This is a genomic window from Sphingobacterium sp. BIGb0116 (genome assembly GCF_024808035.1).
GTDB lineage: Bacteria > Bacteroidota > Bacteroidia > Sphingobacteriales > Sphingobacteriaceae > Sphingobacterium > Sphingobacterium paramultivorum.
In genome coordinates this window covers 41,180-66,099 of the sequence record NZ_JANUDT010000012.1, presented here as the reverse complement: position 1 = coordinate 66,099, position 24,920 = coordinate 41,180, and the positions used below count along the sequence as shown (strand labels likewise).

At 41.1% G+C, this 24,920-nt stretch carries 20 protein-coding genes; 16 read left to right on the top strand and 4 right to left on the bottom strand.

Translation table 11 applies throughout. The annotated features are described in order from the left end of the window. Positions 1–11: 11 nt before the first annotated feature. Genes M2419_RS24530 through nagA form a run of 5 tightly spaced genes read left to right on the top strand, consistent with a single transcriptional unit; the run spans position 12 to position 6,784 of the window. Positions 12–2,054: a S9 family peptidase gene (locus M2419_RS24530; protein WP_259255783.1), complete on the top strand. Its 2,043-nt coding sequence runs from the start codon at positions 12–14 to the stop codon at positions 2,052–2,054. Positions 2,055–2,059: 5 nt separating this feature from the next. After that, on the top strand, positions 2,060–3,481 hold the full coding sequence (locus M2419_RS24525) for a Gfo/Idh/MocA family protein (protein ID WP_153845563.1): 1,422 nt from the start codon (positions 2,060–2,062) through the stop codon (positions 3,479–3,481). Between the two features lie 38 nt (positions 3,482–3,519). Continuing rightward, positions 3,520–4,254 (top strand): glucosamine-6-phosphate deaminase, encoded by a 735-nt coding sequence (locus M2419_RS24520; RefSeq protein WP_227550138.1) that lies wholly within the window; start codon positions 3,520–3,522, stop codon positions 4,252–4,254. 9 nt (positions 4,255–4,263) lie between these two features. Further along, a complete protein-coding gene (locus M2419_RS24515) occupies positions 4,264–5,583 on the top strand; it encodes a sugar MFS transporter (RefSeq protein WP_153845564.1) in 1,320 nt (439 codons plus the stop codon). A 1-nt stretch (position 5,584) separates the two neighbouring features. Beyond that, positions 5,585–6,784, top strand: a complete 1,200-nt coding sequence (gene nagA / locus M2419_RS24510; RefSeq protein ID WP_153845565.1) for an N-acetylglucosamine-6-phosphate deacetylase — start codon at positions 5,585–5,587, stop codon at positions 6,782–6,784. A gap of 6 nt (positions 6,785–6,790) precedes the next feature. On the opposite strand, the gene M2419_RS24505 is transcribed toward nagA, so the two are convergent. Further along, the gene (locus M2419_RS24505; protein ID WP_153845566.1) at positions 6,791–7,807 is read right to left on the bottom strand and encodes a LacI family DNA-binding transcriptional regulator; all 1,017 of its coding nucleotides are present in this window, start codon (positions 7,805–7,807) and stop codon (positions 6,791–6,793) included. Positions 7,808–7,946: 139 nt separating this feature from the next. Then, on the bottom strand, positions 7,947–8,723 hold the full coding sequence (locus M2419_RS24500; protein WP_153845567.1) for an AraC family transcriptional regulator: 777 nt from the start codon (positions 8,721–8,723) through the stop codon (positions 7,947–7,949). Positions 8,724–8,804: 81 nt separating this feature from the next. On the opposite strand from M2419_RS24500, the gene M2419_RS24495 reads away from it, so the two are divergent. Then, positions 8,805–9,938 carry a 2-isopropylmalate synthase gene (locus tag M2419_RS24495; protein ID WP_153845568.1) on the top strand — a complete coding sequence of 378 codons (1,134 nt, stop codon included), beginning with the start codon at positions 8,805–8,807 and terminating at the stop codon, positions 9,936–9,938. A 230-nt stretch (positions 9,939–10,168) separates the two neighbouring features. Continuing rightward, positions 10,169–10,723: a DUF4468 domain-containing protein gene (locus tag M2419_RS24490; protein WP_159732290.1), complete on the top strand. Its 555-nt coding sequence runs from the start codon at positions 10,169–10,171 to the stop codon at positions 10,721–10,723. A 406-nt stretch (positions 10,724–11,129) separates the two neighbouring features. Here the strand turns inward: M2419_RS24490 and M2419_RS24485 are convergent, their stop codons facing one another. Beyond that, complete coding sequence (locus M2419_RS24485) at positions 11,130–12,011, bottom strand: DJ-1/PfpI family protein (protein ID WP_153845570.1); 882 nt, start codon at positions 12,009–12,011, stop codon at positions 11,130–11,132. A 951-nt stretch (positions 12,012–12,962) separates the two neighbouring features. Between M2419_RS24485 and M2419_RS24480 the strand changes: the two genes are divergently transcribed. The 9 genes from M2419_RS24480 (at position 12,963) to M2419_RS24440 (ending at position 23,615) form a co-directional block, all read left to right on the top strand. After that, positions 12,963–15,854 carry a PAS domain-containing hybrid sensor histidine kinase/response regulator gene (locus M2419_RS24480; protein WP_153845571.1) on the top strand — a complete coding sequence of 964 codons (2,892 nt, stop codon included), beginning with the start codon at positions 12,963–12,965 and terminating at the stop codon, positions 15,852–15,854. A gap of 138 nt (positions 15,855–15,992) precedes the next feature. Further along, positions 15,993–16,952 carry an AraC family transcriptional regulator gene (locus M2419_RS24475; protein ID WP_153845572.1) on the top strand — a complete coding sequence of 320 codons (960 nt, stop codon included), beginning with the start codon at positions 15,993–15,995 and terminating at the stop codon, positions 16,950–16,952. Between the two features lie 90 nt (positions 16,953–17,042). Then, complete coding sequence (locus M2419_RS24470; RefSeq protein ID WP_153845573.1) at positions 17,043–18,236, top strand: MFS transporter; 1,194 nt, start codon at positions 17,043–17,045, stop codon at positions 18,234–18,236. Between the two features lie 179 nt (positions 18,237–18,415). Then, positions 18,416–18,784 carry a nuclear transport factor 2 family protein gene (locus M2419_RS24465; protein ID WP_153845574.1) on the top strand — a complete coding sequence of 123 codons (369 nt, stop codon included), beginning with the start codon at positions 18,416–18,418 and terminating at the stop codon, positions 18,782–18,784. Between the two features lie 133 nt (positions 18,785–18,917). After that, positions 18,918–19,673, top strand: coding sequence for an AraC family transcriptional regulator (locus tag M2419_RS24460; RefSeq protein WP_259255781.1), 756 nt, complete (start codon positions 18,918–18,920; stop codon positions 19,671–19,673). Between the two features lie 35 nt (positions 19,674–19,708). After that, a complete protein-coding gene (locus M2419_RS24455) occupies positions 19,709–20,860 on the top strand; it encodes an NAD(P)/FAD-dependent oxidoreductase (protein WP_153845576.1) in 1,152 nt (383 codons plus the stop codon). 156 nt (positions 20,861–21,016) lie between these two features. Then, positions 21,017–21,427 carry an Hsp20/alpha crystallin family protein gene (locus M2419_RS24450; protein WP_088161246.1) on the top strand — a complete coding sequence of 137 codons (411 nt, stop codon included), beginning with the start codon at positions 21,017–21,019 and terminating at the stop codon, positions 21,425–21,427. Positions 21,428–21,449: 22 nt separating this feature from the next. Further along, positions 21,450–22,820 (top strand): MBL fold metallo-hydrolase RNA specificity domain-containing protein, encoded by a 1,371-nt coding sequence (locus tag M2419_RS24445; RefSeq protein ID WP_259255780.1) that lies wholly within the window; start codon positions 21,450–21,452, stop codon positions 22,818–22,820. Between the two features lie 57 nt (positions 22,821–22,877). Beyond that, the gene (locus M2419_RS24440; RefSeq protein ID WP_153845578.1) at positions 22,878–23,615 is read left to right on the top strand and encodes a sulfite exporter TauE/SafE family protein; all 738 of its coding nucleotides are present in this window, start codon (positions 22,878–22,880) and stop codon (positions 23,613–23,615) included. A 101-nt stretch (positions 23,616–23,716) separates the two neighbouring features. Here the strand turns inward: M2419_RS24440 and M2419_RS24435 are convergent, their stop codons facing one another. Then, the gene (locus M2419_RS24435; protein WP_153845579.1) at positions 23,717–24,916 is read right to left on the bottom strand and encodes a DUF3570 domain-containing protein; all 1,200 of its coding nucleotides are present in this window, start codon (positions 24,914–24,916) and stop codon (positions 23,717–23,719) included. Positions 24,917–24,920 lie beyond the last annotated feature (4 nt).

Sequence of the window (24,920 nt, the reverse complement as noted above, 5' to 3'; positions counted from 1 at the left end):
GGTAAATTACAATGATAGACTTCAAGATCTGTTTAGTTTCTTTCGGTATACTTATGGGATTAAATTCGAGCATTCAAGCACAACAACAACAACAACAACAACGACGAGCGGTGTTGCCCAGCGTATTGGCCATACCTGCTGAGATAGACCCGATAAAGGTTATGGTGGAAGATCAAGCGGAACAGCTTATCGGGGCTTTGGATTACGAGAAAGCTGCAAATCCGCAAGATATGAACAAGTTGGTCAGAAAAAACCTGAAACTGGACGGATATGCTATTCCGCCGCTGGACATGCAGCTAATTTCGTCAATTGAGCAGGACAACTATACCGTTCACAGCCTGATCTTTCAGAGCTTGCCTGGGCTATATGTTCCTGCAAGTTTATATGTGCCAAAAGGCAACGGACCATTTCCGGCGATACTCAATAGCCACGGGCATTGGCCACCGGGGCGGCGAAGTGAAATTGTTCAGCGTACGGCCCATATGTTGGCATCCAACGGCTATGTATGTCTTTGTATTGATGCCATGGGGTCGGGCGAGCGCGGACGTGAGCATGAGCATGAGTATCATGGAGCTAATCTTGGGTCGGCAATGCTCGATCTGGGGACACCTCTGATGGGTATACAGCTACTTGAAAACAGTCGTGCCATTGACCTGCTCTGTAGTTTACCTGAGGTAGATCCCGAAAGGATTGGGGCTACCGGAGCCAGTGGTGGTGGCAATCAGACGATGTGGCTCGCGGCTATGGATCCGCGGATCAAAGCGGCCGTTCCCGTAGTCAGCGTCGGAACTTTCCGCGCGTATATCATGAACAGCAATTGTGTCTGCGAACTCCATCCCAATGGGCTCCTGCATTTTGAAGAAGGACAACTGTTACAGACAATGGCTCCTAAGGCTATTAAGATTATTTCGGCACTTAAAGATGGTAACGCTGCTTTCAACGCCCATCAGATGCTCAAGTCTTTTCGTATTGCCAAGGAAGCTTTTGCGCGGCAAGGGGTACCAGAACGGATCGATTATGAGCTTTTTGATGAACCACATAGCTATACCACAGAAATGAATATAAGTATGATAAAATGGTTTGATGGGGCATTTGGAGCGACGCGCGAGAAAGGGTTGCAGTTGGACAATGTGCTTCTCTTGGATACAAATGAGCTTGCAGTACTGAAACATGGGGTTAAGCAAGAGCTGATCCTCAGTATACCGGATTTTATCAGCCGTGAATTTAGTCGGATTGAATCACGGATTGCGACATCCACTCTGGATAAAATGGACTATAAAAAACAACTGCGGGCATTACTTTATACAGGGGGTACCGATAGTTTGCTGCGTGTTCAGACGTTGGAGTCGCAGCAGGGCTGGCAACGGGTTATGTTGGAGACATCGATGCGACAGCTGATTCCGCTATTGATTAGTCTGCCTCTTACCGACTCAAATACACTACATGTCTATTTCCCCTCGATGGGTAAGCAACAGGTTGCTATGCAGGAAATTGAGGCCCTTCGCAACAAAGGTGAGGGGGTGGTGCTTATAGATCTCTTTGGGCTCGGAGAGCGCTCTTCAACTACTGCTGATAAAATCGATGGAGCGTTACCCCGCTTTCATACACTTTCGCGCTCACTGCTCTGGATGGGTCGTAGCATGATGGGAATCTGGGTGTCTGAAATTGGGCTTATCAATGCTTATCTACAGCAAGAATATAAGCCCAGCAAGCAGACCTTGGTTGCAGACCGGGAGACGGCCATAGCAGCATTGATCAGCAATGTGCTGAATCCCTCAGAACAGGAATTACTGCTACGCGAGCTCCCCATCAGTTATCTGCCGGGCGCAACGGGAGCGCTGGATAGGTACAATATGGCGATCCATATTCCCGGTATTCTCCATTGGGGCGATATTCCAATGCTGCTCGCGCTTAATGAGCAGCGAGTCATGATCGATGGACTCTACCAGTTGGACGGTAAGCCTTGCGAAATAGCGAACAAAGAGCAATTAAAAAACAAAGTGAAGCACTATAAGAAGCAATTAAAGAACCAAGGAACACTCCTTACCAATTAAATATTATGGGAACAAATCGAAGATCATTTTTAAAACTGTCCGGGCTAGCCGGAATTGGATTGATGGCTGGCTGTGGACAGGAAAATAAGGCTTCAGCAAAGACAAATCTGGATCATATCCGGCTGGAAGCGTCAAAGAAATATACAGCTACATTTAATATGTCGGGCTACGCGGCCCCCAAAATACCAACCGTAAGGGTCGGTTTTATCGGTGTCGGCAATAGGGGATCTGCTGCAGTGGAACGTATGAGCCAGATTGAAGGTGTTGCGATCAACGGCATCTGTGATGTACGGGCTGAAAAGGCGATTGAAGCAAAGGCAAGGATGAAATCAGCGGGTCACCGCGCGGAGTTATTTACAGAAAATGCCGAGCACTGGAAAAAGATGTGTGAACAGGAGGATTATGATCTGATCTATATTGCAACCCATTGGAAGTTGCATGCCGAGATGGCGATATATGCCATGGAACACGGGAAGCATGTCGCTTTGGAGATTCCTGCAGCGACAACGGTGGAAGACTGCTGGCGACTGGTACAAACCTCCGAGAAGACCAAAAAACATTGTGTCATGCTGGAAAATTGTTGCTACGATTACTTTGAACTGCTGACCTTAAACCTAGCTAGACAAGGTTTTTTTGGAGATATTGTCCACTGCGAAGGGGCTTATATCCACGACATTCTGGAGAGTTTTTTTGATGCCGAAAAACGTTTTGATTTTTGGCGCTTAAAGGAAAATGCGACGCGCAACGGAAATCTTTATCCCACTCACGGTCTAGGACCGATCTGCCAGATTCTGAAGGTCAACCGCGGTAATAAGATGGAGTATATGAGTTCGATGTCTTCAAAAGATTTTATGCTCGGGAAGAAAGCCAAAGAGATGGCTGCGACTGATAAGCAATTTGAGTCTTATATAGACAAACCCTTCCGGGGCAATATGAATATTTCCAATATCCTCACCAATAGCGGCAGTACGATAATGTTACAGCATGATGTGAGTTCGCCAAGGCCTTATTCACGCCTCCATCTGATTAGTGGTACCAAGGCCTTTGCGCAGAAATATCCTCTGCCCGGCAAAATCGCTATTGGCCATGCCGATTTCTTGTCTGCTGAAGAGATGACCAAACTGGAACAGCAATATACACCGGGTATTGTTAAAAAGATCGGAGAACTGGCTAAGCAGATCGGAGGTCATGGTGGCATGGATTTTATGATGGACTGGCGCCTGATCGATTGTCTGCGCAATGGTTTACCGATGGACATGGATGTCTATGATGCCGCCAGTTGGAGTGTCATTGGCCCTTTAAGTGAATGGTCGGTCGCCAACGGTTCCCAGCCAATCGAGGTGCCTGATTTTACTGCTGGTCATTGGAAAAATAATCAGGTACATGATATTGAGCTGGCAGGTGAAAAGAGCACTGTATTATCATAAACAAACAGAACGAGAATATTATAATTAAATCAATAGACGTGAACATTAAAACTTTTAACACCCGGTTAGAGCTGGGACAACATGCAGGAGCTGCAGGAATTGAAGCTATTAATGCTGTTATTGCGGCGAGGGGAGAAGCCAACATTATTTTAGCAACCGGACAGAGCCAGTTCGAAACACTAGAAACGCTGGTGGCTACTGGCAATATCGACTGGAGCAAGGTGCGCATGTTCCACCTCGATGAATATATTGGCATGCCAATTAGCCATAAAGCCAGCTTTCGGAAATACTTAACCGAGCGTTTTATCACCCAGGTGGCGACACTGAAGGAAGTTGTACTGATTAATGGTGAAGCGGATCCAGCTGCAGAATGTGAACGTCTGCACCACAAGATTAAAGCACATCCCATCGATGTTGCCTTTGTGGGGATCGGAGAGAACGGTCATTTGGCTTTTAATGATCCTCCTGCTGATTTTGATGTAAAAGATGCTTATCTAATTGTCAATCTGGACGAGCAGTGTCGTCGGCAGCAGTTGGGAGAAGGGTGGTTTGGCTCACTCGCCGAAGTGCCGTTGCAAGCTATCAGTATGTCCATACAACAGATTCTATCAGCTCGGAAAATAATCTGCGCTGTGCCGGATGAACGTAAAGCACTTGCTGTGAAAAATTGCCTCACGCAACCTGTTTCCAATTTGAATCCAGCGAGTATCCTGCAGCAGCATGACGACTGCACCTGCTACTTGGATGCGGGATCTGCATCGCTTTTAAAATGACGGTATCTTATGACAGCATCAGCACGCGATAGGAAAACTACCTGGGTATCGATAGGCATTATTGGAACAATGTTTTTTATCTTTGGATTTGTATCCTGGATCAATGCCATTCTCATTCCATATTTTAAAATAGCCTGTGAACTGAGCAATTTTCAATCATACCTTGTCGCTTTTGCATTTTATATCTCTTATTTGCTGATGTCAATGCCTTCCTCGTATTTGCTCAAAAAAATAGGATATAAAAATGGAATTATGGTAGGCTTTTGGATTATGGCATTGGGGGCATTTTTATTTGTCCCTGCGGCCTATAATAGGGCCTATCCGATCTTTTTGATTGGTCTATTTACGTTGGGAAGTGGATTAGCCCTGTTACAGACAGTCGCCAATCTATACATTACCCTGATCGGTGAAAAGGAACGAGCAGCGCAACGGATTAGTATGATGGGCATTTGTAATAAGGGAGCAGGTATACTTGCACCCTTACTATTTTCCTATATTATTTTGCGCCCCCAGGACAATGAGCTATTTAAGCAGCTTCCACAGATGACAGAAACGGCTCGTACATTGGCTTTGGATGAATTGATCTTACGCGTGGTTGGCCCCTATACGGTGGTCGGAATTATCTTACTATTGATTGGGCTGTTTGTTAAGTTTTCTATTCTTCCCGAATTGGATCAACAACAAGATGGAGTAGGGAATGACAGTAGGGAAATCAAGAAAAGTATTTTTCAATACCCACACCTTATTCTGGGGGCTGTGGCAATATTCCTCCATGTAGGTACACAGGTTATCGCGATAGATACGATCATCAATTATGCAGGGGCGATGGGCCTCTCCCTACTGGAAGCCAAAGCACTACCTTCCTATACGCTAACGGCTACAATACTAGGCTACATGTCGGGAATTGTCTTGATTCCCAAAGTGTTCAGTCAACGCACTATGTTGCGCTTCAGTACAGTTGTTGGTCTGATTTTGTCTATCTTAGTCGTGTCGACTCATGGACATGTTTTCCTGTTTAATATGGATCTGGATATTTCTATCTGGTTTATTGTATTAATTGGGTTTCCTAATGCACTTATCTGGGCAGGCATATGGCCATTGGCGCTTGAAGGGCTCGGTCCATTGGCCAAACAAGGATCAGCACTATTAATTATGGGACTATGTGGCAATGCTTTACTTCCGCTCCTCTATGGGGTACTGGCCGATACGATCGATCCTAAATCAGCCTATTGGATATTGACGCCATGTTTTTTATACCTGTTATTTTACGCCTTTAAAGGGTATCGGATTCAGACATGGACAGGACAAACAAAAAAATCAACGAATTGATATGTGGATTATAACAAATACCAATATTATAACACCTTACCGCGTGATCGCGGATGGGACAGTATGGATTGCCGAGGGGAAAATTGTGCATATTAGCGAAGGCTATTTGGCAAAAGAAGCTGTCGAAGAAGGTTGGTCAGCTGCCCAATGGATGGATGCCGAGGGGCTGTATCTTGCACCGGGTTTTATTGATATACATGTCCATGGCGGTGGCGGCGCTGATTTTATGGATAACAGTGTGTCTGCATTTTTAACTGTTGCCGAAACGCATCTACGCCATGGTACCACTGCCATGCTGCCGACCACCTTGACCAGTGAAAGCGAGGAGCTATTGGAACTTTTCTCCGTCTATGAAGCAGCCAGAGAGCAGAATATCAAAGGAAGCCGATTTTTGGGTTTGCATCTCGAAGGTCCCTATTTTGCGATGAATCAACGGGGGGCGCAGGATCCCAAGTATATCCGTAATCCGGATCCAAAAGAATACATGCCTATACTTGAACGTTATCACCATCTCATCAGTCGATGGAGTGCGGCTCCTGAGTTGCCCGGAGCACTGGACTTTGGACGGGCTGTGCGTAGTCATGATATCTTATTGGCTCTGGCACACACCGATGCAGTGTATGAGGAGATATTACCTGCGGTCGAAGTTGGATATCGCCTGGCAACCCATTTCTACTCTGGTATGTCCGGTATGAAGCGCATTCACGCGCATCGTTATGCCGGAGTTATTGAGAGCTGTTTTCTATTGGACCAGATCGATGTGGAGATTATAGCAGATGGTGTCCATTTGCCCGAGCCTTTTCTGCGGCTAATTCATAAAGTGAAAGGCGCGGATAAAATGATCCTGATTACTGACGCAATGCGTGCAGCTGGTATGCCCGAGGGTAAAAGCGTGTTGGGAAGCTTGCGTAACGGAACTGAAGTAATCGTTGAGGAAGGGGTAGCCAAGCTGACCGATCGTTCTTCTTTTGCAGGTAGTGTGGCTACGGCAGATCGCCTTGTCCGCACCATGGTCAACAAGGGAGGCGTCAGTTTGGTAGAAGCCGTGCAGATGATGACGATCAACCCCGCAAGACTACTTGGGTTGGATCATAAGATTGGAGCAATAGCTACAGGAATGGAAGCCGATATTGTGCTTTTTGATGATAATGTGGTCATTCATCACAGTTTTGTTGCTGGTGAATTACGGTACAGTAAATAAAGACGACTAAGAGGATCGTTTGGTAGAATCCCGTTCGATTAATTTTCCAGGCAATATCATATCCTGAATTTCAAAATCCCGATTTTTTATATGACGGATGAGTAGCGCACAACTCCTTTTGCCGATCTCCATGGCAGGTTCTTCAATCGTACTTAAATTGGGTTCTACCACAGTAGCAATAGGATCATTGGTAAATCCGATGACGCCAATGTCCTGGCCTACACGGAGCCCCTGCTGCTTGATTGTCTGAATGGCACCAACGGCTTTGCGGTCATTCGCAGCGAAGATCGCATCTGGACGATCAGGGAGGGCAAGTAACTTCAACGCATCAGTGGCGCCGTGAGCCTGTGAAAAACCTGAATATACAATAAGACGCTGATCGATAGCCATATTGTGCTGCTCCAGTGCTTGCAGATAACCATTTAGCCGTTGCTGTGTGAATTGCAGATTTTCGGGGCCGGCAATATGAGCAATGCGCGTATAGCCTTGTTGGATTAGGTATTCGGTCGCCTGTAAGGCTCCCGCAAAATCATCTTGGACAACTTTGGAGGCATTTATATCTTTAGGTACACGGTCAAAGAATACGATTGGCATTCCTTTCGCCATCAATTGTTCAAAATGATCGTTTGTGGATGAATCGGAAGAGATCGAAATAAGAAGTCCATCTAGACTGCTCGTTGATAGGTTTTCCAATAGGTTCTGTTCCCGTGCGACATGATCGTTGGTGACATAGAGAATCACATTATAATCGCGTTCATAAGCTTCTTCCTGAATACCTGAAATCACCATCGAAAAATAATAATTGGTGATAAAGGGAATGACCACACCTATATTTTTTGTTGAACCGGAAGCTAAGGCGGAAGCATTTTTATTAGGCTTAAAGTTTAATTTCTTGGCGAGTGCCAGCACCTTTTTTCGGGTTTCGGGATTGACATCGTGGGTATCCCGAAAAGCCCGCGAAACTGTCGATACCGAAATTTTGAGCATCTTGGCGATATCCTTGATGCCTAAAGGATTCTTCATATTTAGATAGGGTTAACAAATTACGATACAAAATACTAAAAACTATCGAAAAATGTAGGATCTATCTTCATTCATATCTTCAGGTCATACTCGTTCGGTCTTGACGAGAATAGAGTTAATAATTATATAGTATTTATTATTATAGTCTTGCTCTATACTGCTGAGGTGACAGTCCAAAATATTCTTTGAATAGATTGGAAAAGTTAGGTACGCTTTCATACCCAATTTGATAGACAATTTCAGCGATATGCATATCCTTATTTTCCAATAATTGAAGCGCCTTTAGAAGTCGATGCTGTTTTATGAACTGGAATATGGTGATCTGCATTTCTTCCTTAAACTGTCTGAAAAGTGTTCGCTCCGAAAGAAAAAAATTAGCGCTAATCTCAGCAATTGACAATTTATTGTCGAGGTGTTGAAGGATATACGTGCATACCTGGATCATCAATTCACTTTTTGCCGGCGTGATTTGCAATAGGATCGGTTTAGCCAATAGTATGGGGAGCATAGACTTGAAGGCCTCCAAAGTAGATGTCGTAAGCGTGTCGTGGTCTTTCAGCTTCCAATGTTGCTGGCCAAAAATCAAAAAATGATTCAACAATTCATTTGATGGATACACCTTAACTTCCTCATGCATATTGTTCATATCCACAAAAATGGTTTTTAGTGACAGTTGCTGGGAACGGGAAATGAGTTTGTGTGGGACATGTGCTGGGATATATACATAGAAAGTACTTGGTACACAGAAACTGGCTTTTTCTGTATAGATAAAGAGGGTACCATTTGTTGGGCTAAGTACCTGTACTTGTTCATGAGCGTGCATTTCTGTATTGAACTGTCCATAGTTACGTAATTCAATTGTGCCATCGCGGAAGTTCTTGGCACATTGAACGAAGGGAATGTTGGATTTTGGCATTATTGAATAACAATTGTTTTATTTTCAAATATATTAAATTCTGTAGTTCGAGTACTTTTGAACTATAAAAATAAGTTGAATATGAAACAAGTTAAGATTTTCGATACTACTTTACGTGATGGAGAACAGGGACCGGGCTGCCAGCTGACACTTAATTATAAATTAGAAATTGCTGAAAAACTCGATGCAATGGGGGTAGATGTGATAGAGGCGGGGTTTCCAATAAGTTCTCCTGGAGATTTTAAAGCTGTAACAGAGGTTTGTAAACTGGTGAAAAAGGCAACAGTCTGTGCATTAGCTAGGGCCAATAGGAAAGATATTGAACAAGCCTCTTCGGCCTTGGTTAAGGCAAAGGTGGCACGGATTCAGCTCGGAATTGGAACATCGGACATTCATATTAAACATAAGTTTAATACCACTCGTGAGGTAATCTTGGCGAAAGCTTATGAAATGGTGGCTTATGCGTCGGATAAATGTGATGAAGTACAATTTTTTGCCGAAGATGCTGGCCGCGCAGACAATGATTTCTTGGTTCAAATGACCAATACGGTGGTCGAAGCGGGGGCGAAAGTTGTGAATCTTCCTGATACCAACGGTTTTTGTACACCCTTTGAGTACTTTGAAAAGATAGCCTATGTGAATCAAAATAGAAGGGAAAAAGAGAACGCAATCCTTTCTGTCCACTGTCATAATGATTTAGGTATGGCTACAGCGAATAGCATAGCTGGGCTAATGGCGGGTGCACTTCAGGTTGAAGGAACGATTAATGGTGTGGGAGAACGTGCGGGAAATGCTGCCTTAGAAGAAATTATTTTGACACTTATTGTAAAGGAAAATCTAGGGATTGCGACTGGAATTGATCCAAAATATATTGTAGAACTAAGTAGTATGGTAGAACGGGCAATGTCAAATCCTGTACAGGCCAATAAGGCCATTGTTGGGAAAAATGCTTTTGCGCATTCTTCTGGCATCCACCAAGATGGCGTGCTGAAAGACCGTAGAAACTACGAAATTATTGATCCCCAAATCATAGGAGGAAAGTTGCCTGAATTGTTTTTATCCGCAAGGAGTGGACGTGCAGCATTAAAAGATCGGTTAAAAAGTATGAAAATAGATTTCCCTGCTGAACATTTTGAAAATATCTATAACCGATTTCTTGTTTTGGCAGATCAGAAACGTTTGATTGAAGATAACGACCTCCGGAGTTTGATTTAGGTAAAAAGATCGTGTCCAGTTGTTCAGTCAACTCCGTGGTTGCTAGTTAAATAATTCTGTTTCAGATTCTCGAGAATGAGAGGGGAAAATTCCTTTTGAGTTTATAAAAATCCAATAAGCGTTGGGGATTTACTTATTTAAATATTCGAATATATAATTTTGGCACAATATCTGTTGCCTTAGCAGCGTATATTGATGTAATAAGTTCTATTTAGATAACACACTTAATAATGATAAAGAGCCTTTCGGTTGTTTTACTGTTTTTGGTTGCAACAACATTTGCAAATGCGCAATCGATGAAATTGACTCCGAATGACTTTGTAGATGCTGCAGACGAATCGAAGAATTATATCGTTCTGAATTTTGCAGGAAAATCGCAAAGTGATTTGTACAAAGCAGTGCTGAAATTTGTAAACTCGCATTACAATAACCCAGAGAAAGTTGCGACCAAGATCGAAGATGAGCAGATTGTTATTGATGCGATGGAACAAAAAGCAACGGCTTGGGGTAGAGGTAATGCTCTTGATTTTTTTTATAAGATTACCATGGATTTTAAGGATGGACGGCTGAGGTTTGCTCCAAATTATAAATACCTTGAAAACTACAATGGAATTGAATATCCATTAGTCAAAAAAAGTAATCTTTGGGTAAAAACAGCCCTTTTCAATACCGATGGTAAAGTTAGACGAGAAGCAGCGAAGCAGGAATTGGAAAAGTTTATCAATAATTATATTAGAGCGATTACAAATAGTATAAATACGAGTAAGTCGAATGACAATTGGTAAAATAAAAACCAGATAATAAGATGAAAGAGTCTCCAATGGAGGCTTTTTTTATATGCGATCACGATATTCTAAGCCGTCTTTTGAGGTATAAATTTTCATCTTCAAGTAGTTTAAGTAAATACACTTCACTATAATAATTGAAAGGTTTCGAAGATGATTACCGAGTGCCTGGATCAGAGGTAATTTGTGTCAAGAGTAAAATTGTCCATAAAGGCCGTGTGCTTGCAAAACAGGAGATAGCCCTTTTATTAACGAAAGAATAAGCTGAAATTCAAAAATATACCTAACGTTAAATTAGAGCAAAGCCCAAATGTAGTTAATATTTGGCTCAAGCAGACATCTAGCCAAAAAGGTTCCCTTATCGGTTAATAAGGGAGCCTTTTTTGATCCGCATGGCTTCCGCTACCTATTCATTTTCCACTTTTGATTTTTCATAGGCAAGAAGTTCATCTGCGCAGAGTTTCCCGAATTTATCGGCCGCTAATGGGCTATCAGCAGTAATCAGTTTTCTGTCAACATGACAATCGCCGGCAATTTTTTTATTCAAAATTTCAATCCCAAGCTGTTTGAGTTTTTCGCCATAAAACCAGGGCATCTCGCCGGGCTGGTATCCACTTTCTGGCAAAGTCTTATCCATTTCATCAAGAAACGAATTGATCTTATATCCCTTAAAGGGAAACTCGGTGGCTCCGCAATCTGCTACGCTTAAGAGCGCTGCCGGACCATGGCAGATTGCCAATAGATATTTATCTTCCGCTACTACCCATTTGATAAGTTCTTTTACATCATTATTTTCAGGTAGTCCGAGCATTGCGCCATGCCCGCCTGGGATAAAAACGGTAACGTAATCAACATATCCCTTATTCGTGTCAGCTATAAAATCTCTCAAGTTGTGCGGGTTTGAAAATTGAGTATTATACTTGTCGAGGATTTTACCGATGTTTTCATCTTCATACGGCATAGCCCACATCTCAAATTTTACAGGAGCACCTGTTGGCGTGTAGAAGTCAACCTCAAATCCAGCCCGTTCGAAATGAAGAATGGGAACCAGTGTTTCGACCGGATGATTGCCCGTTGAAAATTTCTTTCCATTTTTCATTGTCATATACCGTTCTTCTGTGCAAAGCACAAGAATCTTTTTCCTGGTGTCCTTGTTGATATCACTGTACTTTTTTTTGCTGTAATTTGTCTTGGTCGTAACCATCGTCTTTCTTGAAAAAAAAGAAGGTTCATAACCAATGCCGTCAAATACGGGTTCTTTGCTCAAATCGTTTGAAAATAATGACATAGTAATATTTTTTATTGTTTGTAATTCATGCTATTGATAAGCTTCGAATATCAAACTTTCCACATTTTATAAATCTTTAAGAGATAACAATATCAAAACCCATGCTGTTTCGACTAAAAAATATTTGTGAAAAGTAGCACGTAAGGAAGGTGGGGGAAATATGGTGATCCTTATATTCGACGTCGTAAAAAAATTGAACCTCAGAAAATTCAACTTTTTTCTAAAAGATGAAACGAAAGCGAACTAACCATTGTTATAATGGTACTTTTCATAAATTAGGTTAATAATAGGTAGTGAAACCTTGAGATCCCCCTCCTCAAGGTTTTTTTTATTTTTTTCAAACGAGTATTATATTTCGGTTGTCCTTTATACGAAAAATGAGACTATTGCTTTTGCTGGCTTGATTTGCACTTGTCACGCCAGCATTTTTTGAAACCGACTATCCCATTATTGGGATCATAACTATATATATCAGGGCTGGTTTATTCCGGCCTTTTTTGTGCTGACACAATCAGCATCATAGGCCTTCTGAGTTCGTCTGCCATACTGGCCACACTGTTAATCATTTCTATGTTAGGCTGTGGTTCAGTAACTAAATTGATCGCAAAGTTATTGGCCAGCGGTATTGTAAGATAAGTGCTAAGTGTCCGGGCCAGTATAACTTGTTTCCCGCTGCATCGAAGTCCTACGATCTACCTTGAGTTAAAAAATATTTATTCCTTCCGATGGAGATTGTATTGAAATTTTAAAACGACCGCATAAATGCAATATATACTTTTAGGAATAGTTTTCTCAATGGTCACAATTGCCTATTTTGTTATTGTGATTCCGCGTATGCCTAGTTCTCCAAAATATTTTAATTTGAATTAATTCTTTTTTTATTAAAAAACTATTCAAATAAAATTGTTGTTTTGTTATAAACGTTAAATATCTATAGCATATTACAACTTTATGCATAATCAAAAGTACCCTAAAAACGATAACAGTGACCATCTCATCTTGGATAATGATTATAAGTTAGTCGCTGACATGATTAAGAAAGATCTTTTTGGAGTGCTCCTTAAAGCGAAATTGATTTGTAATACGGAAATGGCGGTGTTGACTTTATTCGACAACAGTCAAAATTTTGTGCGGACCTATTTTCATGATGTCGATGGAAATATAAGTATCGATAAAGTATTTTTGGACTATGTGTTTGATGACAACGGCACGCTAGAGTTTCCAGACCTTAGCAATGAACTTCCTTCGCAGCGCAATTCAGTGATTTTCCAGAATTTTGGAATACTGTATTATTATGAAGCACCACTCATCAATCACGAAGGAAAAATAGTTGGTTTTTTAAGCGTTATGGATAGTAGCTCAAACAAGCTTTCTGATAATCAACGGACTCTTCTTTCATTATTGTGCACAGAAGTTCTTGGCTTACTTCAAGAGAAAAACCAGCACCTCCAGTTAACTAGTAAATTGGAATATGCGAAATCTACACTAGACATGACCAGTCAGGTGGCCAGAGTGGGGAGCTGGGAGTATGATTTACTTGATGATTATATCGATTGGTCTGAAATGACGAAGATTATTCATGGGGTTCCAAAGGATTATCGTCCAACTATTAAAACAGCAATTGAGTTTTACAAAGATCCTCAACATAGGATTAAAATTGTTCAGGCTATCAATAGTGCAATCGCTACAGGAGCTTCATGGGACCTTGAATTAGAAATTGATACCTATCAGGGTACAAGCTTGTGGGTTAGAGCACTAGGGAAAGCAACTTTTGAAAAAGGGAAGTGCGTTCGACTATATGGCACTTTTCAGGATATCGATAAACGTAAACGCTCTGAGGCGGAATCGATTCGTTCTAAGAAAATGCTCGAAGATGTATTGAATGCCACTACTGCAGTCGCTATCATTGCAACTGACGCAGAAGGGTTGATAACCCTTTTCAACCGGGGCGCAGAAAATTTATTAGGGTATAAAGGTGATGAAGTGATCGGTAAAATTACGCCGACATTATTTCATAGCAGTAGGGAAGTTAAAGATCGAGCGAAGGAACTTGAAAGTAAATTTGGGTATCCGATTAGTGAATTTAGGGTGTTCGTCGAGATGGCGGAGCGCTACGGATCCGAGCAAAGAGAATGGATTTATATAAAAAAAGATTTTACGCGACTTTACGTATCTCTTGCTGTTACTGCAATGCGCGATATTTCTGGTCAGATTATAGGTTATCTTGGCATTGCCACAGACATCACGAAGATTGTTCTTCAAAGAGAAGAATTAGAGAAAGCTAAAAAGCTTGCTGACCAGGGTAGCGTGGCGAAGTCAGAGTTTCTCGCCAATATGAGTCATGAAATTCGTACACCTCTTAACGGAATTATAGGTTTTACGGATTTGATGAGTCGAACAAAACTAGACGATACACAAAAAGAATATGTTTCTATTGTCGATCAGTCTGCTAATCTTCTTTTGAGCATCATAAACGATATACTTGATTTTTCTAAAATTGAAGCTGGCAAATTGGAGCTTTCGATCGAAAAAAATGATTTGTATGAGATGTTTGCTCAGGTTACAAGTTTGATTGACTTTCAATGGAAGGCCAAAAAATTGGATTTTCGGGTAAATTTATCAGAATCGCTACCGCATTATGTTTGGGTTGACTCACTTCGACTCAAACAGGTGATCATGAATCTTTTAAGTAATGCAATAAAATTTACGGACAAGGGAAGTGTTGCACTACATGTCGATGTACTATCCTCGGACGAAAACTCCACCACGCTGCGCTTCAGTGTAACGGACAGCGGAATAGGTATTAAACCAGATAAACAGCAAAAAATATTTGAAGCATTTTCTCAAGAAGATGCTTCAATAAGCAAGAGATTTGGCGGAACAGGGCTTGGACTTAGTATTTCAAATCAATTGCTAAAAATGATGGATAGTAAACTAAAATTGGAAAGCGAATATGGGAAAGGGAGCCAATTTTATTTTGAAATTACATTAAGGTCGCAAAAAGGTGATGTGTATGAATGGAAACTTTTAGAATCCTTAAAGATTATGATAGTTGCCCGACAAGATGCCGATCGAGCTAATATTGCATTGATGTTGCATATGAAGAAAGTTAATGTCTCATTGGCCGATAACGGATTTGAAGTTCTTCAAATGTTGGCCAAAGGTGAGCGGTATGATGCGATTATTATTGATAATGATCTACCTATAATGAACGGTATCGATACGATAAAAAAAATTAGGGAAAAGTTACTCTACAAAGGAGTTGGACAGCCCGTAGTTTTAATGTTATCCGTCCTTGAGACCAACCCAGCCCGTATTGCTGAAAGCAGCCATATTATTCATTGTATTAATAAACCAGTTAAAGTAGATCAACTGTATTCAACATTAGTTGCTGCATTACAGCAGGATGAAGAAACGATCAAATATGCCGAAAAAGAAACGGCCTTTTTGGAAAGAAAATACAAGATTTTAATTATTGAAGACAACAAATTTAATATGTTGCTTACTAGAACCATTGTACAGAATGTTCTTCCCAATGTGGAAATCATAGAGGCGGTCGATGGGGTAATGGGATTTGAATTGTTCAAGGATAATAGGCCTGATTTGGTCTTCATGGATATACAGATGCCTGAAATGAATGGTTATGAGTTAACTGGATTGATTAGAAGAAATGAAGAGGGGAGGATACATACGCCAATTATAGCATTGACAGCCAGTAATATTAAGGACGAAAAGGAAAGGTGCATTTCGTGTGGAATGGATGATTTTGCCGTGAAGCCTTTTGTTAAAGAAACATTGCTGGAGCTTTTGAGAAAATGGTTGATAAATGACAGCAATAACTAGGTATGAAAGACTTGTTTATGATTTAGTTAATAATGGCTATTCGGGTTAACGAGGTTTAAACTTGTCGCTAAGTCAAAGTTGATAATTTCTTTATTTTATAGCGCGCTATTGGCTAAATTTGATAGATTTCTTTAATGCATGAAAAACAAAAAAACACAGGATTTAATTCCATGGCTCGATACCATTAGTCAATTTTTCGATACTTTTAGGATTGGCACAGCTGTGAATGATTTATTTAACGTCATGCGGATTGAAGACCAGGCAAAAGGCAAATTGCTTTTCATGCCGCTTTTCCGAGGTAATTTTTTTCGTATTTTAATCTGCAAGACACAGGGGCCCAGATTCCTGCTTCCTGACGAAACCATCTATACGTCAGCTAACAGTATTTACTTCGCATATCCCGGTAAAATGGAAAGCTGGCAGCGTGAGGAAACGATTTATGGCTATCTCATTTGTTTTACGTCTGAATTTGCTGGAATAGACCCTCTAAAACCCAAATTTGAAAAAGATTACCCATTTTTTATGCGTGGAGCCAATTCACTTCTGAGGCTTTCGCAGCAAGATATGGACAAGGTATCGCATACAGCCGAAACGCTGCTTCTTGAAATGAAATCGGGACAGGAGGATAATTTTGAAATGATGCAAACTTTATTAAAGGTATTACTTATCCAAATCCGTCGTCTGTATTATAAAGATAAGGAGGTAAAAACTCCTTTTCAGTTAAAACAGGCCTCCCTGATGGTCAAGTTTAGAAAAGTGCTCGATGCTTATGCTATTGACGCCCCCGATATACGAAAAGAAGGAAGGCCAACGGTTCGAAAAATCGCAGATGAACTGAATCTCACAGCTAGCCATTTGAATTTTTTAGTAAAAAAATATACCGGGCACACGGCGTTGTTTCATATTAATGAAAAGCTAGTGCTGGAAGCAAAAAGTCTTTTAACACACACCGATCTGCAGGTGTCAGAAATAGCTGATCTATTACAATTTAATGAAGCAAATTATTTTAACCGGTTTTTTAAAAAGATGACGGGTCTAACCCCTACAGCATACCGTCAAGACGCTTTGCAGCTTATGAAAAGTCCACTTACTATTTAAATCGATAAAAAGTCCAATTATCGCCTCAATCCGTATAAGTCTTCTGCGGCTAACATTCTTGAAATTTGTATCATTTAACAAATAATAGAAATGTACAAATTAATTACAAATGACAGAACGGCCACAGACGTATCTATGTTTCCGGTTTATATTCTTTCATTGGCAACTTTCATTGTTTTTTTCCAGGGATTCATGGTCGCGCCATTGCTTCCACTGCTATCCGAACAGTTTGGTACGACTACCCGGCATGTGAGTTTTATTGAACCATCTTACCTACTCGGCTATGGATTGTTTACATTGGTATATGCGCCTCTAAGTGATCGCTTTGGCAGGTTCCGGATAATTACGCTGTGCCTAATCATCTTTTCCGTATTGACATTACTGACCGCTTACGCCCATGGAATTAACCAGATGATTTTCCTTCGTTTGCTGACCGGCATCGGTGCCGCCGGTATTGCCCCCACAACCATTAGCTGGATCAGCGATCGGTACCCGTACGAAAAACGGGGGCACGCGCTTGGGATATTCTTTGGTAACATGGCAGGTGGCACAGCTTTCGGATCCAGCGCAGGCGCTTTGATCACATCACTAGTCGGTTGGCAATGGCTTTTTATTGGCGTTGCGAGCATTGCGCTGCTTATCTTGCTGCTGATTGTTATTTATAAAAAGAACATATTTAAAGTAAATGAGACGGTCCATGGAGTTAAGGAGAACATTTTCCTCGTCTTCTGCAATATACTGTCAAGCGGAAGAGCTAGGTTTACCTATTTCTATGTTTTGTTTAACGGTATGTTCCATGGTGGTATTTTTGCCTGGCTGGCTTATTTTTTTTATAGAAACTATGGCCTCGGCGAATTACAGATTGGGCTAGCCTTGTTGGGGTATGGTATTCCGGGCCTATTACTAGGTCCATTACTCGGAAAGCTTGCGGACCACTATGGAAGACAGAGAATAATACCTTTAGGTTTATTTTTGGGAGCACTTACCGTATTGCTGCTCAGCCAAAATCTAAATCTTGCAGCATCCTGTGTTTTAGTGGCTTTACTTTCACTCGGATTTGACCTCTCGCATCCTTTGTTTGCTGCTATTGTCACCACATTCAGTGCGCAAAAAGGAGCGGCGACAGGGCTTTTTGCATTCTTTCTTTTCTCGGGTTATGGCCTTGGGAGCCTTTTGCTGAGCCTGATTGTCAATATCGGTCTGGAAAGCGCATTCCAGGTGTTCGGCGGGTGCCTTTTACTGGCAGCGATTTGCTCGATATTTGTTTTTAGGAAAGAGAAGTAGTTACTTAAATCCTGATCTCCGTAGTTCGTCGTAGCATTAAATATATCTTATTTCATCGTTTAAAACAACTTGTTGCCCTGGGTGGTTTTATGAACGTAGCGGCGTATCATACTGATCCACTATAACATTTAAAGCGTGTGGACCGACAAAAATTATTGATTCAAAACAAATTGCTGAAAATGAAAAATATAACGATTTTACACACAGCCAATGAATTTATTGCAAAAGGAGATTATGAAAGCTTCTTAGCTTATTGTACTGCAGAGACGAAATGGTTTTTTGTAGGGGAGCGTATTCTCCATGGGAAAGAAGAAGTTCGCGCTTATATGAAAGAGTTCTATCAGGAACCGCCAGTTTTTAATGTTGAAAAATCTATCGAGGAAGGTGATTTTGTTATGGTGACCGGAGAAATCCGGTTGAGAAATAAGGAAGGGAAATATGATCATTTCGATTATTGCGACATTTGGCGATTCGAAGATGGAAAAATGGCAGAGCTTAAAGCATTTGTCATTGAAAAACGAGGATCGCCGCCACCCTCATCCGAATAGGCTTAGTATTTGATCTGTTTCATATTTGGTTATACAATAATCCTTAATTTTGATTGGAGGTGTGTGACTTTTAACCGGACGTGCCGTAGTAAATTTTGAGGGGAAGGTCATGGCTTATAAACGGACTAAAACAATGGAAAATGAATTAAAATACCAGGCAATAAAACCTGACAAGTCGTTAGCGGATTTTGTTGAAAGCTTTTGGCTTTTACAAAACCAATCGGATTGTAATAGAGAGGTTGTTGTATTGCCAGACGGAAGAGTTGATCTATTTTTCACGCAATCTGCAACAGAGCCTTTCCACGTGACGCTTTTGGGTATCCAAACTCAGCCGGGGCAGGCGACCATTGCGCCTTTGCGACAGACTTACGCCATCAGTTTTAACCCGCTTGCAGTCCAATCTGTTTTTCAGACCAGCATCGCCAACTTGGTGGACAGGGCGAGTCTCTTGCCTCCTAATTTTTGGAACTTTAGTGCCGACGACCTGAATAACTTTGATTTGTTCTGCGCGAAAGCGACAAAAAAAATACAGTCGCTTTTGCCGCTTGAAGTTGACAACAGGAAACGGACACTGTTCGACCTCATTTATGCATCAAACGGGGCGATTACAATTAAAGAACTTGCCGCGCAATCGTTTTGGAGTCGGCAACAAATCAACCGTTATTTCGATCAGCAGTTTGGATTTACGGCAAAAGCATATTGCAATATTATCCGCTTCCGTGCTTCCTTTCAGCATATCAAAGAAGGCAAATTGTTTCCACAACAAAACTTTGCCGATCAATCCCATTTTATTAAAGAAGTCAAGAAACTTGCTGGTGTTTCCCCAAAAGAACTGTTGAAGAACCAAAATGAGCGTTTTATACAATTTTCAACGCTCAGGCCCACGTAATTTTGTTCAGTCAAAAAAAATAAATTTTACTGGATATGAAATTACAAGACAAGAAAGTTGCCGTTGTTGGCGGTGGTCCTGGCGGACTCACATTAGCCAAACTCTTACAATTAAAAGGAGTAAATGTAACCGTATATGAACGTGATAGCAATAAAGAAGTTCGCCAGCAGGGAGCCACACTGGATCTGCACGAAGAAAGTGGTTTGGAAGCTCTTCGAAGAGCAAATTTGATGAACGAATTTAAAGCTAGCTTTCGACCCGACGCGGGACGTTTAAGGGTGTTGGACGAGCAGGCCATCATCAAAATGGATGAGCACGAGCTTCAAGATAAGGATCAGGAAGATCGCCCTGAAATTGATCGTGCCCCATTGCGTGATATTTTAATAAACGCATTGCATGAAGATACCATTGTTTGGGACAGTCAGTTTATTTCAATGGTAAAACAGGATCATGGCTGGCTTCTGCATTTCAAAAACGGAAAATCTTTTTACGCTGACCTTGTCATTGCAGCCGACGGTGCAAACTCAAAAATTCGCCCTTACCTAACCGATATTAAGCCGATTTATTCTGGCGTTACAATTGTTGAAGGGAATATCTACGAGGCCGAAAAAAACACACCGAAACTTTGGGAAATAACAAAAGGCGGAAAAGTCTTTGCGCTTGGAAACGGACAATCCATTATTTTAAGTGCAAAAGGAGAGGGCAGTTTATCGTTTTATACCGGTTGTAAAGTTCCCGAAAATTGGGTGCAGGAAAGCGGAATTGACTTTAATAACAAGCAACAGGTTTTTGATTGGTTTAAAGTCGCGTTCTCCTCCTGGAGCGAAAAATGGCATGAACTTTTTGCAAGTAATGAAATTTGGTTTATGCCGCGACCACAATACCACTTTCCGTTAGACCAGACTTGGACAACATTATCAAACTTGACCATGCTTGGTGACGCAGCTCATCGTATGCCGCCATATGCCGGTGAGGGTGTAAACCAGGCGATGCAGGATGCTTTTGAATTGGCCGAGAATCTGACATGCGACCATTTTCCGGATATTCAGACTGCAATTTCAAATTACGAAAAACAAATGCAGGCAAGGGCGGCAGCAGTAACAAAAGATACGTTGCAAAACACTGAAATATTGCACGCTGAAGACGGACTTGATAATTTGCTAGCGATGTTTACCGAGCGGAGGTAAATATCGCTTTTTACGTGATTGAATCCGATTAACACTAAATTATATGATTTAATAGCTATATGGAAAGTGACCAGCATCATTTTTTAATATTGCTGAAATCATGATCTAATAATTTGCATAAGCCTAACTTTAGGAGTAAAACCATTAAATATATTTATGATGAAAATTACAAAACCTAAAGGCCAAGCCAAGCAACCTCCACTCGTACCTACAGGAGATGGCTTTTGGTCTAATGATAAATCGTCCGAGCATCAGGACACACTGTTACCTACAGTCAATATTATTGAAAAAAAAAGTGTTTACAAAATTAAGGTACTGGCACCAGGATTTAGAAAAAAGGATTTTAACATAACAGTACAGGCAGGCGATTTAGTTATTACTGCAGAACATCGTATAGAAAAAAAAGAAGAGAATGAAAATTATCTGAGAAAAGAATTTTCTACAAGCTCTTTTACACGCAGCTTTAACCTACCGGACAATATTGCTTTGAATCAGATAAAGGCCAATTATAAAGACGGGCTGCTTCATATTGCTATCAAAAAAACGCATTACAAAAATAAGAAGTGAAGGTACCTTTAAACCTAAAAAGATGGAAACCATTTATTTAAAATCTCTAGGCGGCGCCGGAACAGTCACAGGCTCCAAACATCTACTACAAACTCCCGAACTCACGATATTGGTTGATTGTGGTTTGTTTCAGGGTATTAAAATATTGCGTGAGCAAAATTGGCAACCTTTAGATGTCCCTGTAGAAGACATTGATGTAGTGCTTCTTACGCATGCTCATCTGGATCATTGCGGTTATATACCTCTGCTCATAAAAAATGGGTTTAAAGGTAAGATTTATATGACGGAGCCTACAGCTGAACTCACAAAATTGATCCTGCTCGATAGTGCCAAATTACAGGAAGAGGACGCAAGAAAAGCGAATTACCACTTTTATTCCAAACATCATCCCGCAAAGCCACTTTACACGCGAGACGATTCCGAACGATCTTTTCAGCATTTTTATACTGTCCAGGAAAACACCGCGATCAACTTGAGCGATCACATTCAATGTGAGTTTAAACCCTGCGGCCATATCATCGGCGCCTGTTCAGTAGCCATCACATGCTTTGATAAAACAATTATCTTTTCGGGAGATATCGGAAGGAACAAAAGTGAGGTTTTACCTATTAACGATTTTTTTAACAAAGCCGATTATCTAATTATGGAGTCAACTTATGGAGACCGATTGCATGATAATACAAATGTGTATGATAGCCTTCAGCATTGGATAAACCTTACAGTTGAAAATCACGGGAATATTATCATTCCAAGTTTCGCCGTGGGCAGAGCACAGGAGCTTCTTTATATGATTTATCACCTAAAGAAACAGAAAAAAATCCCCCAAGATCTACCAGTTATATTGGATAGCCCAATGGCTGCTTCTGCGACAACCATCATGGTCGATTATGCTGAATATACTGCTGTGGACAAAATTGAATGGACTTCGATTGTCTCTGGTGTTGAAATTAACAGAGATTATATAAATACGCAGGAAATTATTCGTGATCAAAGAAGTAAAATCATTATTGGAGGTAGTGGAATGGTGACTGGCGGTCGCGTTCTTGAATATTTGAAACACGATCTAGGAAACAGCCGGAATACGATACTTATTGTAGGCTTTCAGGCAGAGGGCACGCGTGGAAGGGCACTGTTAAATCATTCGCACGAGTTGAAGATCCACGGCTCGTATTATCCTGTAAGGGCTAATATTGTAGAATTAACGGGATTATCAGCACACGCTGATCAGTCCGAGCTAATGGAATGGATTGGGAAATATAAAATACCGCCAAAGCAAATCATGCTCGTACATGGCGAACCTCCAGCCTTGGAGGCACTACGGGTAAAGATCCAGACAGATTTGAACCTCCCAGTTAAAATATTAATCAAAGATGAGCGGGTTGCAATTATATAGTACAGATTTCCTTTACATCGGTTGATGTATCCCAAGGTATTGATAGAATCAAGTTTTATGGAAAGGTATCTGATTTTTTTCGTTTTAGCTTTAGTGGCAGAAATATTGGGGACGGTCTCCGGCTTTGGTTCATCCATCTTATTTGTTCCTATCGCCTCACTGTTCTTTAATTTTAAAACAGTATTGGGTATTACCGCTGTATTTCATGTTTTTAGCAACTTGTCAAAAATTGCATTATTCAGAAAGGGAATCCGTTTGGATATTGCCATCAAGCTGGGCATTCCTGCCGTTATATTTGTCATATTAGGAGCTATCATCACCAAGTATTTACCCGTTCAACAGATCGAGTTGGGGATGAATATCATTTTAGTCTTCCTAGCTTTATTTTTAATATTTAAGTCAGACAGGCCGTTAAAACCATCAAATTCGAACCTCTACTTCGGTGGCGTCACCTCTGGATTCATAGCCGGGATCGCGGGTACAGGCGGAGCGATTCGGGGAATTACCTTAGCAGCTTTTCAATTGCCAAAAGATGTTTTTATCGCTACTTCCGCCTTGATTGATCTAGGTGTTGATCTAAGCCGAGCAGTTGTATATATAAACAATGGATATTTTACCAGCAAACACCTAGTTTACATTCCATTTTTGATTGGCATAAGCATTTTAGGAAGTTATCTTGGGAAACTGATATTACAAAAAACATCAGAAAGAACATTTCGGTATATTATATTGATCGTCATATTGATAACTGCCGCATTTCAGCTTTATAAATACATCTATAGTGGTAAATCATAAAAAGAAAAGCCATTGCTGACTTTACTTTTCTGAATGGTACCATTAAAAAAGGGCGTCCATTAAGACACCCTCATTTTGGAATTAAGATGTTAGCCTAACGATTATTTAAATCTAAGATTTAGCGAAATAATATCCGACTTCATCCCCACTGACTTGCTGTAATGTCCGTACCGCAGTTCCAGCATATCCAATTTACGGATACCGAAAAGTCCATTGGGGAGATTCAAACGGACGCCGGCACCATAGAAATTACTGCTGAATTGAGATAGATCATAGTTACTGGTGTAGTAATCGTCCAATCCGGTGTGTTGCTGATATGCCGCAAAATATTTGGCAGCAGTCTGGCGGTAATACCGATAAAAAGGACTTAGCGAAACAAATGGCGAAAGCTTTATCGGCATTTCAATACTTGCCGTGTTGGACTTTATTCCCCAGTCATCTGTGTAATAACGATAATAGGCACGCATGATGAACTGGTCGCCGAAGAAATAATTTGCCCGCATACCTAATGGTATTTTAAATCGTCTATCGGGTAGGGCTTCCTGATGCACTGTACCATCTGTAAAGTAGACCCTATGGAAGGGCAAACTCAAAAAACCTGATTGCTGGACGGCATCAGCCAAAAATTCCACCTGAAAATTGCTGTTGATAATCTGTGAATAGCTCAGTGAAAGCGCGTAGGTATTTCTGCCGCTTGAGCCATAGTTCTCATGTTCGCTTCCACCTGAACCAAGGTTGGTGTTGGATCGTAACTCGATAGGGGTGACCAGTTTTACTTGGTCGAGGTAGGTTTGGAATCGTGCTGTAAATTCGCCCATTCTGTTTTTGGTTTTCTGCGCAAAACCAATATTGGCACCATAGGATTGATAGTCGAATTCAGAGGAAAGGGATATTCCGCCCATCAGTGTCGATCCTTTTTTTTCATTTTCCCGAGACCAGGAAATTGAAGGGTAGATTCGATTGTCGGCATGTGAAGCAGAGGAATTGGCTTTGAGATCGATCATATCAGATGATGCCGAAGTGTAATGGTCCAGTCCGATATTGAATGTGAATTTATTTTTCCGGTCTTTCTTGTCATATTTTAAGAGAACCACCTCGATATTATTGGAGATATCTGTTAGTCTTTCTGAACCGATACCGCCTGTTACTGCCGAATTGTTACCGTCCTGATGATAATAACTTGAGACAAGATTTGCCTCTTCGAAAGTAAGCTTCCTCGATTTTTCCGTGGGTTTGCTTTCCTGTGCTTTTGCGTGCAGCAGGCCCAGAAGGGCCGCAACACTAAGAAATACTTTTTTCATGTAA